The 15,313-nt window shown below is 66.8% G+C and carries 6 protein-coding genes; all 6 read right to left on the reverse strand.

What is annotated here, in order from left to right; all coding sequences use genetic code 11:
* Positions 1-371 precede the first annotated feature (371 nt).
* The gene (locus DB354_RS03790; RefSeq protein WP_107834111.1) at positions 372-3,557 is read right to left on the reverse strand and encodes a NosD domain-containing protein; all 3,186 of its coding nucleotides are present in this window, start codon (positions 3,555-3,557) and stop codon (positions 372-374) included.
* A gap of 171 nt (positions 3,558-3,728) precedes the next feature.
* Positions 3,729-7,097: a right-handed parallel beta-helix repeat-containing protein gene (locus tag DB354_RS22480; RefSeq protein ID WP_107834112.1), complete on the reverse strand. Its 3,369-nt coding sequence runs from the start codon at positions 7,095-7,097 to the stop codon at positions 3,729-3,731.
* A 447-nt stretch (positions 7,098-7,544) separates the two neighbouring features.
* Positions 7,545-10,796: a Plug domain-containing protein gene (locus tag DB354_RS03800; protein WP_107834113.1), complete on the reverse strand. Its 3,252-nt coding sequence runs from the start codon at positions 10,794-10,796 to the stop codon at positions 7,545-7,547.
* Positions 10,797-11,012: 216 nt separating this feature from the next.
* Entirely contained in the window at positions 11,013-12,332 is a 1,320-nt protein-coding gene (locus DB354_RS03805) for a hypothetical protein (RefSeq protein ID WP_146180097.1), read from the reverse strand.
* 29 nt (positions 12,333-12,361) lie between these two features.
* On the reverse strand, positions 12,362-13,024 hold the full coding sequence (locus tag DB354_RS03810; protein WP_107834115.1) for a response regulator transcription factor: 663 nt from the start codon (positions 13,022-13,024) through the stop codon (positions 12,362-12,364).
* A gap of 47 nt (positions 13,025-13,071) precedes the next feature.
* Positions 13,072-15,252 (reverse strand): sensor histidine kinase, encoded by a 2,181-nt coding sequence (locus tag DB354_RS03815; RefSeq protein ID WP_107834116.1) that lies wholly within the window; start codon positions 15,250-15,252, stop codon positions 13,072-13,074.
* Positions 15,253-15,313: the final 61 nt, after the last annotated feature.

Genomic DNA, 15,313 nt, shown 5'->3' on the forward strand with positions numbered 1-15,313 from the left:
TCAGATTTCTCGGATGAAGACAGGATGGGCGCCGCGTTGGAGGTGATAACGTTTAAGGGGCTAAGGTTCGGACTCCTGATTTAATCCTCTGCGGCCCCTGCGAGTTCCTGTAGAATCATATTCGATCCTTATCCGCTGATACCGGTTATTTGTTATTCGTTATTGGTTATCAATGATCGGATCGATCGGAAGACGCAGGATGCGGCTGAGGTTGAAAAGAACTCGAAGCGGCGCCAGCAGGCGCCGGCAGCAACCTCCACTTCGGTTCGCGCGGAGCGAAAACCGGCGAAAACCGCGCGCATCGGCCGCCCCGGGGTGAACCAAGGCGGCCGGACCCATCTGCGACAACGTTGGATCCGCCCCGCTGGGCATCACCAAGTGACGTTGTCGAAGGTCGACGTGTTCAGGGTCGTGCTGCTGCGGGCACAATCCGCGAGACCCAGGTACACCGTGGCCGGCATACCGGCGATGGTGACGGAACCGACGGCGGTCCAAGTCGTGCCATTGCTGGACGTGTAGCCGGTGAACGTATTGCCCGAGCGCTCGAGCTTGAACCAGACCGGCAGGGTCCAGCCGCTGGAGCCGGCGACCCAACTGGTGCCGCCGCCGGTCGTCGACCGGCTGCCGAAATAGGTCGTCGGCGGCGGAGAACCGAGCGCGCTGTTGAGCAGGACGGTGACCATCCGGGCGTTCGCCGCCAGGGAGTCGCGCATCATGACCCCGACTTTGTCGTACGACCCGGCGGTGGTCTCCGAGGCCAGCCGGGCGACGATCGAGCCATTCCCCGTGAGGCTCCGGTAGGCGAAGTTGACGTTGTCGGCGGTGCCCCCGAGGTCGGAACCGGATCCCTTGATGGTGTAAACACCGTCGGCGTACGTGCAGGAGCCGCCGAGCGCGGTCGTGCCGATGTCGGCATCCCACCAGGGCGCGGTCACCTGATCATAGGTCATCGTGGTGAGCGTGCCGTTGCCGTTTCGCGAGCAGACGGCGAAGCCGACATAGATCGTCGAGGCCATGCTGACCTGCGTCGGAACGCCAACCTCCGTCCAAGTGGTCCCGTCGAAGGAGATCGCGGCGGAGAAGGTCGTCCCCGCGCGCTGGAGTTTCAACCAGGCAGGCAGGACCGGGCCAAGGACGGTCGCCGCCGCCCAGCCCGTGTTCGCACCTGTGCTCGTACGGTACGCCAGGCGCGCCTTCGGCGAGCCTTGGTTTCCATCGATCACCACGGCGGCATGCACGGAACCCGCCGCCAGGCTCTCGCGCATCATCAGTCCGACCTTGCTGTTGTTGGAAACAACGTCCTGGGCAGCGAGCCGGGCGATGATCACGCCGTCGCCGGTCATCGGTTCGTACGTGTAGTTGAATGAATCCGCAGTGCCACCGATGTCACCGCCACCACCCTTGAGCGTCCAGGTGCCGCTGTTGAGCGCGGCGCCGCCGTCCCGCAGCTTGAGGCCGATATCGGCGTTGTTCCAGGGCGAGGGAATCCGGGACATGGCCCGCGCGCTGGCGGAATTGGCACTCTCGCCAACCGAGTTCACCGCCGAGACAACGTAGCTGTAGGTGGCTCCGGTCGGCGCGGTCGCGTCAACATACGACGCCCCGGACAAGACCGTGCCAATGGTGGTGTAGGTGCCGGTGCTGCGCAGGGCGCGCTTGATATTGTACGAGCTGACGAACGTCGGGCTGGGCACCCAGGTGATCTCGATGCCGTCGAACCGCGGCTGCGCGACGACGCCCGTCGGCGCCGGCGGTACGGCGGTGCTGCCCAGCGTGGGGAACGCCGGGAGCGTGATCGACGCGCCGGCGACCCAGTCGGTGCCGCCCACTTCGTAAGCCCCGAGGTCCGGCGCGCTGCCCACATAGCCGTCCGTGAAGGGCGAAGCGACCAGGCCGGCGTCGATGGCGCCCGAGCCCGCCTGCGGCACGTAGTCCGGGCCCACGGGCGGGAACCAGCCGTTGTTACTGACCGTGGCGTCCGGATGGTACGTGATGGCGGCGTCCGCCAGGTTGTTGATGATATAGGTCCCGGCCTGGGTCGTGAGGGTGCCGGCCTTCTGGATGCTGACGCCATTACCAACCATGGTGTTGTTGTAAATATTATTCCTCGACCCCTGGCCAAAGCGGACACCATGGGTGTTGGCCGTGAACACGTTTTTATACAGGTTGTAGTTAACCGACTGAAGGTCGAAGTACATGCCAGACTCATTATGATGAATCCAGTTGTGGTGAATGTTCGTGCCGAGCCCATCAATGGTGTGGGTGTACACGGCACCGCAGTCAGCAGTGAGCCGACCGCCGTAGCTGAGGTCATTATACGAGACATCGAGGCCGGTGCCATTCTGGGGCTCAACCAGGTAGCGGCCACTTCGGGCCATGGTGTTGCCGGTGACGATATGACCAGAACCGGAATCGCAATTGACGGCAGCGTGATAGTGCCCGGGATAATAGTCGACCTCTCCGATCACACAGTTCTCCACCCGGGCAGCAGTGCCCTTCAGCACAATGCCGTCCTGCGAACTGAAATAGATGGTCGAGTCGCGCCAGGTACTACCCGTGCCGGAAGTCAGACAGGCGGGGACGATTGCACCGTTCGTCCAGTCGGCCGTGGTGTCGTGCTGAATGTGCCGAAGGTGGCAGCCTTCCACGAGGCAGCTCGTCGTGTTCGCCATGCTGATACCCGCGGCGAACACGTACAGGCCACGCACCGTCACGGAGGATTTGCCGTCGAGCATGAAGGCCGCCGCGCGGGCCTTGATCTCAACCACATGGCTGGCGGGCGAAGCCCCGTCAGGCGCCCAGAGGTACAGCGTGCCGGTGGCGGTATCGAGGTGCCATTCGGTCGGGATATCGAGCAGCCCCAATTTGCCGTACAAGGTGTAGGGAGTGCCCTGATATACCCCGTAGCTGGTGTTGCCGACCCAGGTGAGCGTTTGGGTCGCCTGGTCGTGGGTGGCGATCGTCCGGGTGTTGGCCGCAAACGCCCCGCCCTGGTTCCCGGGGTAGAGATGCATTTTCGCGCCGGTAAGATCGACCGCCGGGAGCGCGGCGTCGACGAGGGACGAATAGCTCCCGCTGTCGACGCGGGCCTGGGGCGCCTCGAGGAGGTTCTCCACCTGGGCGTTGGGCCAGCGCGCCTCGTTCATCATCACGCCGTCGACAAAGAGCTGCCGGAATGACGCCGTGGTGCTCGTGGCGTAGATCGAACCGCTGTACGCACTCCAAGTGGTGCTCAACACATCGGCGCCGCTGACAATCACCTTCTCCGTGCCGTACGGCGCAAACGTGATGGCGGCAGTGGAGGTCCCGGAGTTGGCGGGGGTGACGGTTTCCCGGTACGTGCCCTGCCGGATGTAGCAGGTGTCACCGGCCACCATGACATCGGCGGCCTGCTGGATGCGGAGGAACGGCGCCGCGAGACTGGTGCCCGCGTTCGTTTCGGCGCCGTTCTTGGCGACATAGTAGGTCGTGGCCACGACTGGTTGCGCGAGCGCCACCAGGAGACTGCCGATCAGCGCAACGCGCGTGATCGAACGCAGGGATCGGTCGGAGTGCATGAGCTTTTCGCAGGCACGAGAAACCAGGTTCTCGTGGGGATCTTATTTCATCATTGTCGTGATCAGCCCGGCCGGGGTCGCGGAAGCGCCAAGGCGCCGCGCCGCCGGCCAGGCGATCTGGGGTTCGGTCGTACAAAGCGGCTGCCAGTCATGACCGGCAGCCGCGCCTCTTCACCAGGTCACGTTGTCGAAGGTCGCGATCGCTCGCGCATTCGGGTGGCGGCCCGAGACGGTCATGCCGGCCTGGAGCGCGCTGGGCAGGACCACCGTGGCGGTGCCAACGGGAGTCCAAGTGGTACCGTCGGTCGAAACCGAGCCCGTGAAGGTGTCGCCCGTGCGCTCCAGTTTCAGCCAGAGCGGCAACTCGGCTTCCACCTCGAGGTGCACCATCCGCGGGTGACCGCCCGCCGCATCGCGTTGGATGAGTTCGACGCGGGCGCGGGCAGGGGACGCGCCCGGGCCATGGCCGTGAGCCGGCTTCAAATCAACCACGCGCAGCGCCACCATGGCGGCATCCGCCGCGAGTCCGTCGCGGAACGTGATGCCCGCCTCGCCCTCGGCATCGCGTCCAGGACCGCCAGGTCCGCCCGGGCCACCCGGGCCGCCGGGTCCGGGACCAACGGGAACGCCGGGCGCAGCCGGGCCGACAGGGGCGCCGGGGGCAACGGGGCCGACCGGAGCGGCAGGATCATCAGGCCGGCCGGGACCTCCGGGGCCCTCGGCCTCCTCGCGAGCGAGCGCGGCGAGGCGTACGATCACCGCGCCGTCGCCGGTCCGCGTCTTGTGCGCGAAGTTGAACCTGTCGTCGCGTGGACCGTGAGGCCCGCCGGAACCACTCAGCGTGTACGCGCCGGCGCTGTAGCGGACGTTCCCGCCGAGTTCCACCGATCCGACGTCGGTATCGGACCACGGCGCGCTCACCTGGTCGAACGTGCTCGTATTGAGCGTTCCGACCGTTTTCCGGGAGCAGACGGCGAAGCCAACGTTGATGTCGTTCGCCATCGTCAGCGACTTGGTGCCGAGGGTCGTCCAGGTCGTCCCATCGGCAGAGTACGAACCCGTGAAGGCATTGCCCACGCGCTGGAGCTTGAGCCAGACCGGCAGCGTGATGCCGGTGGCGCCGCTGATCCAACCCGTGCCGGCGCCGATGGCGGCCCGGTAGGCAATGCGAACCTGGGGCGGCGGCGTGCCGGTGCCGCTGTTGATCACGAGGGCAAAGGAAGGCGCGTCGGCCGCGAGGCCGTCCCGCATCATCACGCCGACCTTGTCGCCCCCACCGCCGAGTTCCTGATCGGTGAGCCGCGCCACGATCTCGCCATCGCCGGTCATCGGCTCGTACGTGTAGTTAAACGAGTCCTTCGAACCGCCGATGTCGGCTCCGCAGCCTTTCGTGACCCACACGCCGTCATTCAAGGAAGCGCCGCCGGTCCGGAACTTGAGTCCGATATCGGCATTGGCCCAAGGGGTGGGCACGCGCGACATCGCACGGGCGCTGGCGGAATTTCGCCCCTCCCCCACCGAGTTCACCGCGGAAACGACGTAGCTGTACGTCGCGCCGCTCTCCGCGGTGCTGTCGATAAAGGACGCACCCGCCAGCACGGTGCCGACTGTAGTGAAGTGGCCGTGGCCGCGCTCCGACCGCTTGATCCGGTAGGCGCCGACGAAGGTCGGGCTCGGGGTCCACGTGACCTCAATGCCGTCCGTCGCGGGGCGGGCGGCCACATTGGTCGGCGCCGGCGGGACGGCCGTGCTCTCGAGCGTCGGGAATTGCGGGAGCGCGATCGAGGCGCCGGGCACCCAGTCGGGGGCGCCTACCTCGTACGCGCCGATATCCGGCGCGGCGCCGACGAAGCCGTCGGTGTACGGCGACGCGACCAGCCCGCCGTCGATGGCGCCCGAGCCGGCCTGCGGGACGTAGTTCGCGCCGAGCGGCGGGAACCAGCCGTTGTTGCTGGCGGTGCCCCCGGTCAGGACATTGATCCCCGCGTCCGCCAGGTTGTTGATCACGAACGTGTCGTTCTGCGCCGTGCCGCTGACCGTGTGCACGCTGTAGGCGTTGTCGATGAAGGTATTGTTGTAGATGTTACGACGATAGCCGTTGCCCATGCGGATGCCGTCGGCACTCGCGGTGATGACGTTGCGGAAGACATTATAACCATGGGCGTCCATATCGAGGTACACGCCGACCTCGTTATGATGAATCCAGTTGTGGTGAATGTTGGTGCCGCCGCCTTCGATGGTGTGCGCGTAGAGCGCCCCGCCATCGGCCGTCAGCCGGCAGCCAAAACCCAGGTCATTGTAGGAGATGTCGAGCCCGGTGGCCTCGTCGGGCTTGACCAGGTAGCGGCCGCTGCGGGCGAGCGTGTTGCCGGTGACGACGTGCCCCGAGCCGGAATCGCAGTTCACGTTCGCGTAGTAGCGGCCCGGGTAATACGCGACCTCGCCGATCACGCAGTTCTCCACGCGGGCGCCGGTGCCCTTGAGGGTGATGCCGTCCTGCGAGCTGAAATACAGCGTCGAATTGCGCCACGTGCTGCCGGTGCCGGAGGTGAGGCAGGCCTGGACGATGGAGGCGTTGGCCCAGTCGGCCGTGGTGTAGTGCTGGGTGTGGCGCAGGTGGCAGCTATCGACCAGGCAGTGGTTCGTGTTGGCCATGCTGATACCGGCGGCAAACACGTGCAGGCCGCGGACCGTCACGTAGGCCCGGCCGTTGAGCATGAAAGCGGAAGCGCGGGCCTTGACCTCGACCACGTGACTCGCGGGTGAGGCACTGTCGGGCGCCCAGAGATAGAGTGTGCCGGTGGCGGTATCGAGGTGCCATTCGGTTGGGATATCGAGCAGCGCCAGCTTGCCGTAGAGGCTGTAGGGGGTGCCCGTGTACACGCCGTAGCCGGTGTTGCCGACCCACGTGAGGCTGTGGGCCGCTTGGTCATGAACCGTGACCGTGCGGGTGTTGGCGGAGAACTCCCCGCCGACGTTGCCGGTGTAGATGTGGAGCTTGGCTCCGGTGAGATCGACGGCCGGGAGCGCGGCGTCGACGAGGGAGGTCCTGGTCCCGCTGTCGACGCGGGCCCGAGGCGCCTCGAGGAGGTTCTCCACCTGGGCGTTGGGCCAGCGCGCCTCGTTCATCATCACCCCGTCGACAAAGAGCTGCCGGAAGGACGCTGTGGTCGGCGCGGTGTAGATTGAGCCGCTGTGGGGTGTCCACGTGGCGTTCAGCACGTCGGCGCCGCTGACCACAACGGTTTCGTTCTCATGCGGCGCAAAGGTGATTGAGGCGTCAGCCGTGCCGGAGTTGGCCGGCGTCACGGTTTCGCGGTAGGTGCCCTGGCGGATATAGCAGGTGTCACCAGCCACCATGACGGCGGCCGCCTGCTGGATGGTGAGGAACGGAGCCTCGAGGGAGGTGCCGGCGTTGGTATCGGCGCCGGACTTGGCGACATAGTAGGTCGTGGCCAGGACTGGTTGCGTGAGCGCCACCAGGAGACTGCCGATCAGCGTCAGGCGCGTGAGCGGTCGCGGGGGTAGGACGGAGTGCATGGGGAGGAAAGGTCGGAAGCCGGAGGTCAGAAGTCGGAGGCCGGAAGCCAGAAGCCGGATGTCGGATGTCAGAGGTCGGAGGCCAGAGGCCTGAAGCCGGAGGCCGGATGTCGGCGTCTGAGACGGACGATGGGGAGACCGAACTTGGGTCACGGAGGGCACGGAGTTCGGAGGAGGTCACAGAGCGGAGGAGGAAGGCAGAAGGCGGAGGCCGGACGCGGAAGCCAGAGGCCAGAAACCGGAAGCCGGCGGCAGAGGTCGGAGGTCAGAGGTCGGCCTGTCCTCCGTAGTCTGGGCGAAGGTGGAAGGCTTGGCAGGAGGAGGGGCGGAGCCACGGAATGGAAGGCAGGCTGCGACCACGAAGGCCCCACACATCGCGCGGCCGGGCCGCGCGATGCTGCAGCCCCCCCAGTATCCTGATTTTTCGGGCCGCCGAAAAATCAGGATCTAGTGGCGGTAGGTCATGGTGAGCTTGAAGCTGACCGGCTCCTTGAGCGCGTAGTTATTGGGGACCGTCTCACGCGCCGGCGACGTGTAGTCGCCGTTCTTCGGGCGCAGCACGGTGCTGGCGGCATAGATCGGGCCCTGGTCGTTAAAGAGGTTGTTGATACGCAGATTCATCGAGACCGAACGCCGGTTCTTCAGCCGCCAGGTGTAGCTCATCGTGGCGGTGGCGATGTAGTACGGGTCGGGGGCAAACAGCGGGGAGTACGCGTCGACCGTCGGATCATCGATCGACAGCAGCGGATTGGCGGGATCCACGATGGTGTCGGCGCCCTTGTAACCGATGATTTGCTTGCCGCGGTACTGCACGCCGCCGCCGACGCGGAGGCCCTTGAGCGGGCCAATCGGGATGTTGTAGTCGGCGTAGAGATTGACCGAGGGCTGGTCCTGGACGATGCGTTTGCCGGTGATCAGGTTCTTGCGGGCGGCCACGAGGGTATCCCAGTTCGACGACGCGGTGCCGGCGTCGGGCCGGAGTTCCGCCGCGATGGTGGTGTCGATCGAGGCATCGTCGTTCGCGTCGATGGTGCAGCCGGCGTCGATCGTCACCTGCTTCAGAATCTCCCAATTGTTTTCGAGGTAGGCTTTGGTCATCCGATAGCTGTTCTTCTCCCAGACCTTGGGCAGGCCGACGTTGAAGAGCAGGCGCAGGTTCTTGGTGACGTTGGCGACGACCTCGACCTCATAGCCCTTCGCCTCGCGGTCCCGCAAGTCGTTGCAGATGGCGGGCACGCCCTGCAGACCGCGGATATTGCGACCGCCTTCGCTCGTATCGCCCACGGCGTTACAGCCGAGGAGGTAGTTGATTTCCCGGTTATTGGGCGCGCTGACGCTGCTGTTGATCTCCTCGTTGGCGTAATAGAGCACGTTCAAATTGATGCGCTGATTGAAGAGCTCGAACCGAATGCCCATGTCGATGCCCTTGGCCACCGTCGCGGGCGGGAAGCTGGAGTCGAGCAGTTGGACGGTGGCGGGCGGGTTGTAGGTTTCAGCGTAATTGAAGTACGGAGAAGCCCACTTCGTGACGTGCACGATGGTGCCCAGGTTCTTCGTCAACTTGCTCGAGCGTACATCCGGGGCGTTATAATCATCCTTGAACCGATCGTTGGCGTACTGGGCCAGCCGGTTGCCGTTGCCGTCGCGCGGACGGGTGTCGGCCGCAATCGCGGGCCCCGTCACCTGCCCCGCGGCGTTCTTCGGCAGGTACGTCAGCGAGGTATAATCCTCCGGCGCATCCGGACGCAGGATGCCGGTCACGCCATCCCAGCTATCCGGATCGTAGTCGCCGGCGCGGATCTGTTGGCGGTTGGTGTTGTAATATTTGTCCGCGCGGAGGGCGCCGAGAAACACGAGCCGGCCATCGAAGTACTTCGCGTTCAGGGCCGCGACCCCATGGGTGTAGCTGCTCTTCTTGTCGGTGAGCGAGTCGGCGCGGTCGTTCTCCTGGGCCCAGATGGGGGAGATGGTCGTGTCGAGACCGGTCTGCGGATTGATATAGCGGATCGTTTCCGGCATATTGAAGGGCCGGGAGTCTTCATTCCAGTAGCGACGCACGCGAATGATGTCCGTAGCCGTCATCTCATTGCTGCTCGCGCCCCAGCGGCGATGGTCCGCGTTCTGCGCGATGCTGCGGTTCTGGGCACTGTTGGTGAAGGTGTACTCCGAATACCCGCCCATGAGGTTCCAGGTGTAAAAGCCCCACTTGTTGAGGTCCTTGAACGAACCCACCGCGAGGCGGGCGGAATTGGCGTCGGCGGTGTTGATATTCCGCCGGAGGGAGGCATCGCCATACGGGTAAAGGACGTGCGGATTCGGCGCGCCGTTGGGCAGGAGATTATTGATATCGATATACATCTGGTTCGAGCTCCGGACGTCCATCGTATAGGTCCGCTGGTCGGTGCGGTTCGCATCGGCAGCCAACTGGATATAGATATTCTTGATCCGATGATCGATCGTGAACTGGAGATCGCGAAACCGCTCGGTCAGCACCGGCCAGTCGGTCGCGAGACTGAACGTGCGCGAGGGGATGACGAAATGGGAGCCGCTGATGGCGTTATCGAACCGCCGCTCCGGGATGTTGAACGAATAGTGGATGTTGCTGTTGTTGCTGTTGAACCCCGGCAGCGTCTGGCCCTGAAGATAGCCCGCGATCGGCACCTGGCGATTCTCGCCCCCGCCCATGGTCATCGGGTCGTTCTGGTAGTTCATCACGGCATTCAGGCCGGAGAAGGGGTCCCACACCTGGTAGCCGGCGGGGCGGCGGGAGACGCCGATGCTGTTGGCGTTCGACGGCAGCTTGGCGAGGAGGCCGCTGAACGTCGTCTTGCCGTCCCAGCCGCTGAGGCGATCCGTCAGGTTGTTGAAGGTGCTGTTGCGGGCGGTCTCGCCGTACTCACCTTCGACCCGAACGGTGGTCTCGGGCGTGAGCTTGTACGAAAGCGTCAGGAACGCGGACTTGATCCGGCTGAAGTAGCGGTCACGCCAGCCGTCGCTGTCGACATGGACGAGCGCCAGGCGGGCCGCGAACTTCTTACCGAAGGACCGGTTCACGTCGGCCGTCGTGCGGAAGTTGCTCCAGGAGCCGACCGACTGGGAAAGCTCGGCGAAGGTCTGGTCGAAGCGCGCCTGCTTGGTCATCGTGGTCGGCACACCACCCAGCGACCCGTTGCCGAAGAGCACCGCATTGGGGCCGCGGCCGATGTCGAAGCGCTCGACTGCATACGCGTCGTTCGGCGCCTTGTACGTAAAGAAATTGCGCATGCCGCGCCCGCCGCCGGAACCGCGGACGTTGAACGAGCCGGGATCGTTGGACTGGTCGTTGCCGAGACCGGCACCGACGGTTGAGACGACGCGGACCGAGTTCGGCGCCCAATCCGCCGCTTCTGTGATGTTCTCGAGACTCAGCGCATCGATGAAGTCGCGCGTGATCACCGAGTAGGCGACCGGCGTGTCCTTCAGGTCGGTCGCAAGGCGGCCACCCGCGAGCGAACTCGCGGCGACGAAGCCCGTATCGCGGTCGGTGCTCACTGTGAAGGGAGACAACTGAACCGTGTCGTCCTCCGTGGTGATGGGAACCGGTTTCTTGGTTGCCGCGGCGGCGGCCGCGTTGGGCGTCGGGGCGGTCTGGCCGAACGCCGTGGCCGCGGCAGCGAGAAGCAGCGCGGGCAAGGCAGCGTAGCGTGCGTGATAGGTCATTGCGGTGCGGTTTGGGGCGGGTCCGTTCCGGGGGATTCGAGGAACGTCTGAAGCGGCGCCGAGTATCGGCCAAGGGCCCCGCGCCGCCTATTGTCCGAACGGACAGTCCTTCGTGTCACTTGCCCGCGACATTGACAATGGCCGGCTCACGCCCGGCTCCCCAGATGGCGCAGCCATCTGGATTGGCCGGCGGTCGGAGGCAGGCGCGGCCGCCTGCTACGCCAGCCAACGCTCGAACCACGCGAAGGCCTCTGCCTGCAGCGGCGCGCGGAAGCAGTGGGGCACGTCGTGAAACGTTCCGCGGAAGCGTTCCGGGATGCCCGCCTTGGCGTAGAGCCGCGCGAGCTTGGCGATGGCTCCCTGCAGCCCGCTCATCGGGTAGAGCCGGTCCTGGCTGCATTGCTGCACGAGGAGTGCGCCCGGCGCGTGCAGCGCGGCGGCATCGGGGAGGTCGAGCGCCGGGTACAAGCCCGGCACATACGCCATCCAGGTGTGGTGCCGCAGGTGATTCCGCAGCTGCGCCGCAAACTCGGTCATCCAGCCCGTCACGCAGGCGGCCTTGATCCGCGGGTCGGCGGCGATGAGGTGCGCGGTGCGCAAGCCGCCGAGCGAAAGCCCGGCGCAACCCACGCGCGCGGGATCGACCTCGGGCCGCGTGAGCAGGTAGTCGACGGTCCGCATGTCGTCCCACACCAGGAGCCCGGGCCAGGTCGCACCCGCGGCGAAGATCGTCTTGGCCGTGAGGTGCTCGTACTGGCCGCACGTGCGATCGATCGCGGCCATCCACTCGGACGAACCGGGGCGCGCGGTACGGGCGGTCTGGATCGCCGCGCGCACGTCGCCCGCCGCGCGGGCCGGGTCAAGTTCCTCCACTCGGAGCCGCCGCGCGCCGAAATAGAAGGCGTCGGACACCAGCACCACGAAACCGCGCGCGGCCAACGCCTCGGCCCAGGCGCCGTCATAGGCATCCGCGCGAAACGCCGCGAGGGCCTCCGAGTCGGAGGCCGCCGAGAGCACCTTCTCGTGGGCCCAGACGTAGCGCCCGCTGTGGTCATGCATCGCGATCACGGCGGGCAGCGGTCCGCGCCGCCCACGGGGCAGGAGAACGCGCGCGGGTATGTCGTACGCGGCGGTGGCGCGAATGCGCACGGTCTCGACGGTGAACGCCGCGCGCTCCTCGCGGCTGACGAGAGTGGCGCCGAGTGGCTCCGCCGGCGGCGCGTAGCTGAGCTGGCGATGAAAGACCGGCCGCGCCTCACGTTTCCACGTCTCGAGGTCCCGCCAACGCGAATCAAGAAACGACAGCGCGGGTCCGCGCACGCCGGCGAGCCAGGCCAGCGGCGCGTGCAGGTTGGCGAGGTCCGGCGGGTTGCCAGTGACGGGCGGGATCGCTGGCGGGGACGCGGCGGGACCGGAATTCTCCGCGGCGACGGCCGACAGCGGCAGGCCGGCAAGCGGCAGCGCCAGCCCCCCGAGCACACCGAGGGCCTCGCGACGGGAAAGTTGGGTTGAAGGCGGCAACGGAGTTGAGGACATGAGAGACGCGGCCGCGCCCGCCGGGCCGGCTAGACCTTGAGGAGCCCGCGCTCGAAGCCACGCGCGACGGCCTCGGCGCGGTCGGCCGCCTGGAGCTTGACCAGCAGCGCGGCAACGTGGGCCTTGGCCGTGCGCTCCGAGATATCGAGCAACCGGCCGATTTCACCGTTGGTGAAACCCTGGCGCACGAGGCTCAGCACCTCCAGTTCGCGCCGCGAAATCTGTCCGTTTTCCTCGCTCGCCGCCATCTGGCGCGCCGCGGTCTCGCCGATCGTACGCTCGCCGGCCACGACCCGGCGGATCGCCGCGACCAGTTCGGCCCGGCGGACGTTCTTGGTGACGTAGCCGTCGGCGCCGGCGTCGAGCGCGTGCCGGACATCTTCCGGCGCCTCGGACGAAGTCAGGATGAGCACGCGCGCCTTGGGAAACTCCGCGCGCAGCTTCTCAAGGGTCTCAATGCCGTCCATCCCGGGCATGCTTAGGTCGAGCAGCATGATGTCGGGCTGGTGCTGGCGCCAGGCAGCGATCGCCCCGGGGCCGTCGTCGGCCTCGGCGATGACCGAAAAATCGGGCTCGCAATTCAGCACGTTGGCAAGCCCGGCGCGGAGCACAGGGTGATCGTCCACGAGCAGGAGGTGAATCGTCGACATGCGGGGAAGCTCCGGGGTGGCCCGGACTTGAGCGCGGATCATAAACGTTTCGGGTTCAGGGGACCATCGTACTTTCGGCCAGCGGCGGGTCAGGCGACGTCCTCATCGTAGGCGCGCACCGGCACCTCGAGGTGAACCACAGTGCCGCGGCCCGGCGCGCTCTCGACGCGCAGCGTGCCATCGAGCCGCTCGATGCGCTCGCGGATGCCGGCGAGACCAAAATGGCCCTCCTTGGCGCCGACCTGCCGGCCCGGCGTGAAGCCGACGCCGTCGTCGCGCACCTCGACGACGATCCAGCCCGGCTTTTCGCCGTGGCGCGCCTCGAGGATCACGCGGCGGGGCCGGCCATGCTTAAGCGCATTGTGCAGCGCCTCCTGGGCCGCGAGCAGGAGATTGCCGGCGACGAAATCCGGGACGCGCCCGAGATCGGCGGCGACGCGCACCTCGACCTCCGCCGCGTGCAGGTTGCGGGCGCGTTCCACCAGCGACTCGAGCACCTTCGAAAAATCCAGGTCCTTCAGCGGCAGGCTGCGCAACGCCCAGACCGAGCTGCGCAATTCGTTCACCGCCACGTCGAGCATCCGCCGGGCCACCTCGAGGTGGTTGCCGCGGCTGCCCTCGGGGCGGCTGGCAGTGGCTTCGCACGCCTCAAGCTGAAAGCCGATCCCGCTGACGGTCTGCAGGAGCGTGTCGTGCAACGTGGCGGCGAGCCGGTTGCGCTCGCGCAGGGTCGCGCGGAACTCGAGCGCGGCGTCGTGCCGCGCGCGCATCTCCGCCGCGAGTTCCTGGGTCTTGCGCCGCACCTGCTTCCGCAGCTGCCACGCCCACAGCAGCGACCCGCCGAGGGTGAGCGCCCCAACCGCGATCACCGCGAGCAGCCGCCGGGGCGTCCACCAGGGCGGCGCGCGCAGGACGACGACCTCCGTCGGATCGCGGAGCAGGATGCTCATCTGCACCGGCTGCAGGAACGACCGGCTCTGGGGGACGGCGCCGTATTCGAGCTGCACCACGCCGGTGACCTCCACCTCGCTGCCGGGCAGGAGCGCGGCCAGAGCCTTCTCGTTCCCGTAGGGCAGCGTCGCCTCGAGAATCATCTTGCCCTGACGCAGCGTGAGCCGGCTGCGGGTCTTGGCGTCAGCGGGAGGCACGTCGACGCTGATGAGCGCGGCGCGAAACCGGATCAGGTGCCCGTCGTAGTCATGCGGCCGCGCCGCCTGGCCGGTCTCCACGGCGAGGGCGTTGATCCGCATGACCTCCTCCGGCGTGATCGCCTCGGGCGGCGGCGGCGCCTCGCGCCCAATCCGCCGCACTTGCGCCCCGCCGAGGCCGCCGATCTGGCGCGTCATGTCGATGAAACCGACCGCCTCCACGCGGTCGCCGGGCGTGAAGCTCTCTGCCGCCGTGACGGACTTGGCCTCGACCCGGACCACCTTGGCGCCGTCCTGCAGGTAGAAGCGCGACGGCCCGAGGACGCTCGAGACGGTGCCCACGACGCGCACGCGATGGGCGGGCTCGGGATCGGGCTGGAACACCCGTAACCGGTCGAGCTGGGCAAACGGCCCGGAGAACGGGACCTCCGGCGCGTCCTTCTCGACGATGACATCCCCCGGGATGCTGACCATGACGCGGGCATTGAGAAACTCACTCCGCGTGTTGAAGCCGCAGCCGCCGACACCACGGACGCGCACCTCGGCGCCCAGGATCGTGAACGGGTCCTTCAAGACGGCGTTGGAAACCATCACGAACACGATGTCGGGGCCCATCTGCATGTTGAGGCGCCAGCCGTCCACCACCCGCTCGAAGGCGAGCACCACGCCGCGCGCCTCGATGCGCTGGCCGGAATCGTGCCCGTTGAAGAAGCGTAACCGGTCGAACGGCCGCGCCGGCGGCAGCGGCTTGGTGCCCAGAATGCGAATCGCGCGCGGGGAGATCGCCGGGGCGAAGCCCGCCGGATTCGTGACGCCCTCGATCTCCAGCTCCATGCCCTCCCGCACGCGCTTGAGCTCGGCGTCGTCGCCCGCCCACACGCCCATCTTCCGCGCACTGGGCACCTGGATCCAGATGCCGCCGGAGTCGTCCTGCAGCGCGAACTCGTTCGCATCGAAGCGCCACGTCACCACACCCCGCACCTGAACCGGCGCTGCATGCGCCATCTCCTCGCGGGGCATCGCACGGATGTCGGCGAGGCGCGTCAGCGGCGCAGCCGCCGCCAGCAAGCCCGACAATGGGAGCAAGAGGGCGAACAGGAACGCGCGGCGGGGTGAAAACATGGGAGCCGGAAAGCAGCGGCAGAGCGGAGCCGAGGTTGCAGCGCCGGCCCGCGCCCGGGCA

This window comes from Opitutus sp. ER46 (assembly GCF_003054705.1).
Classification (GTDB): domain Bacteria; phylum Verrucomicrobiota; class Verrucomicrobiia; order Opitutales; family Opitutaceae; genus ER46.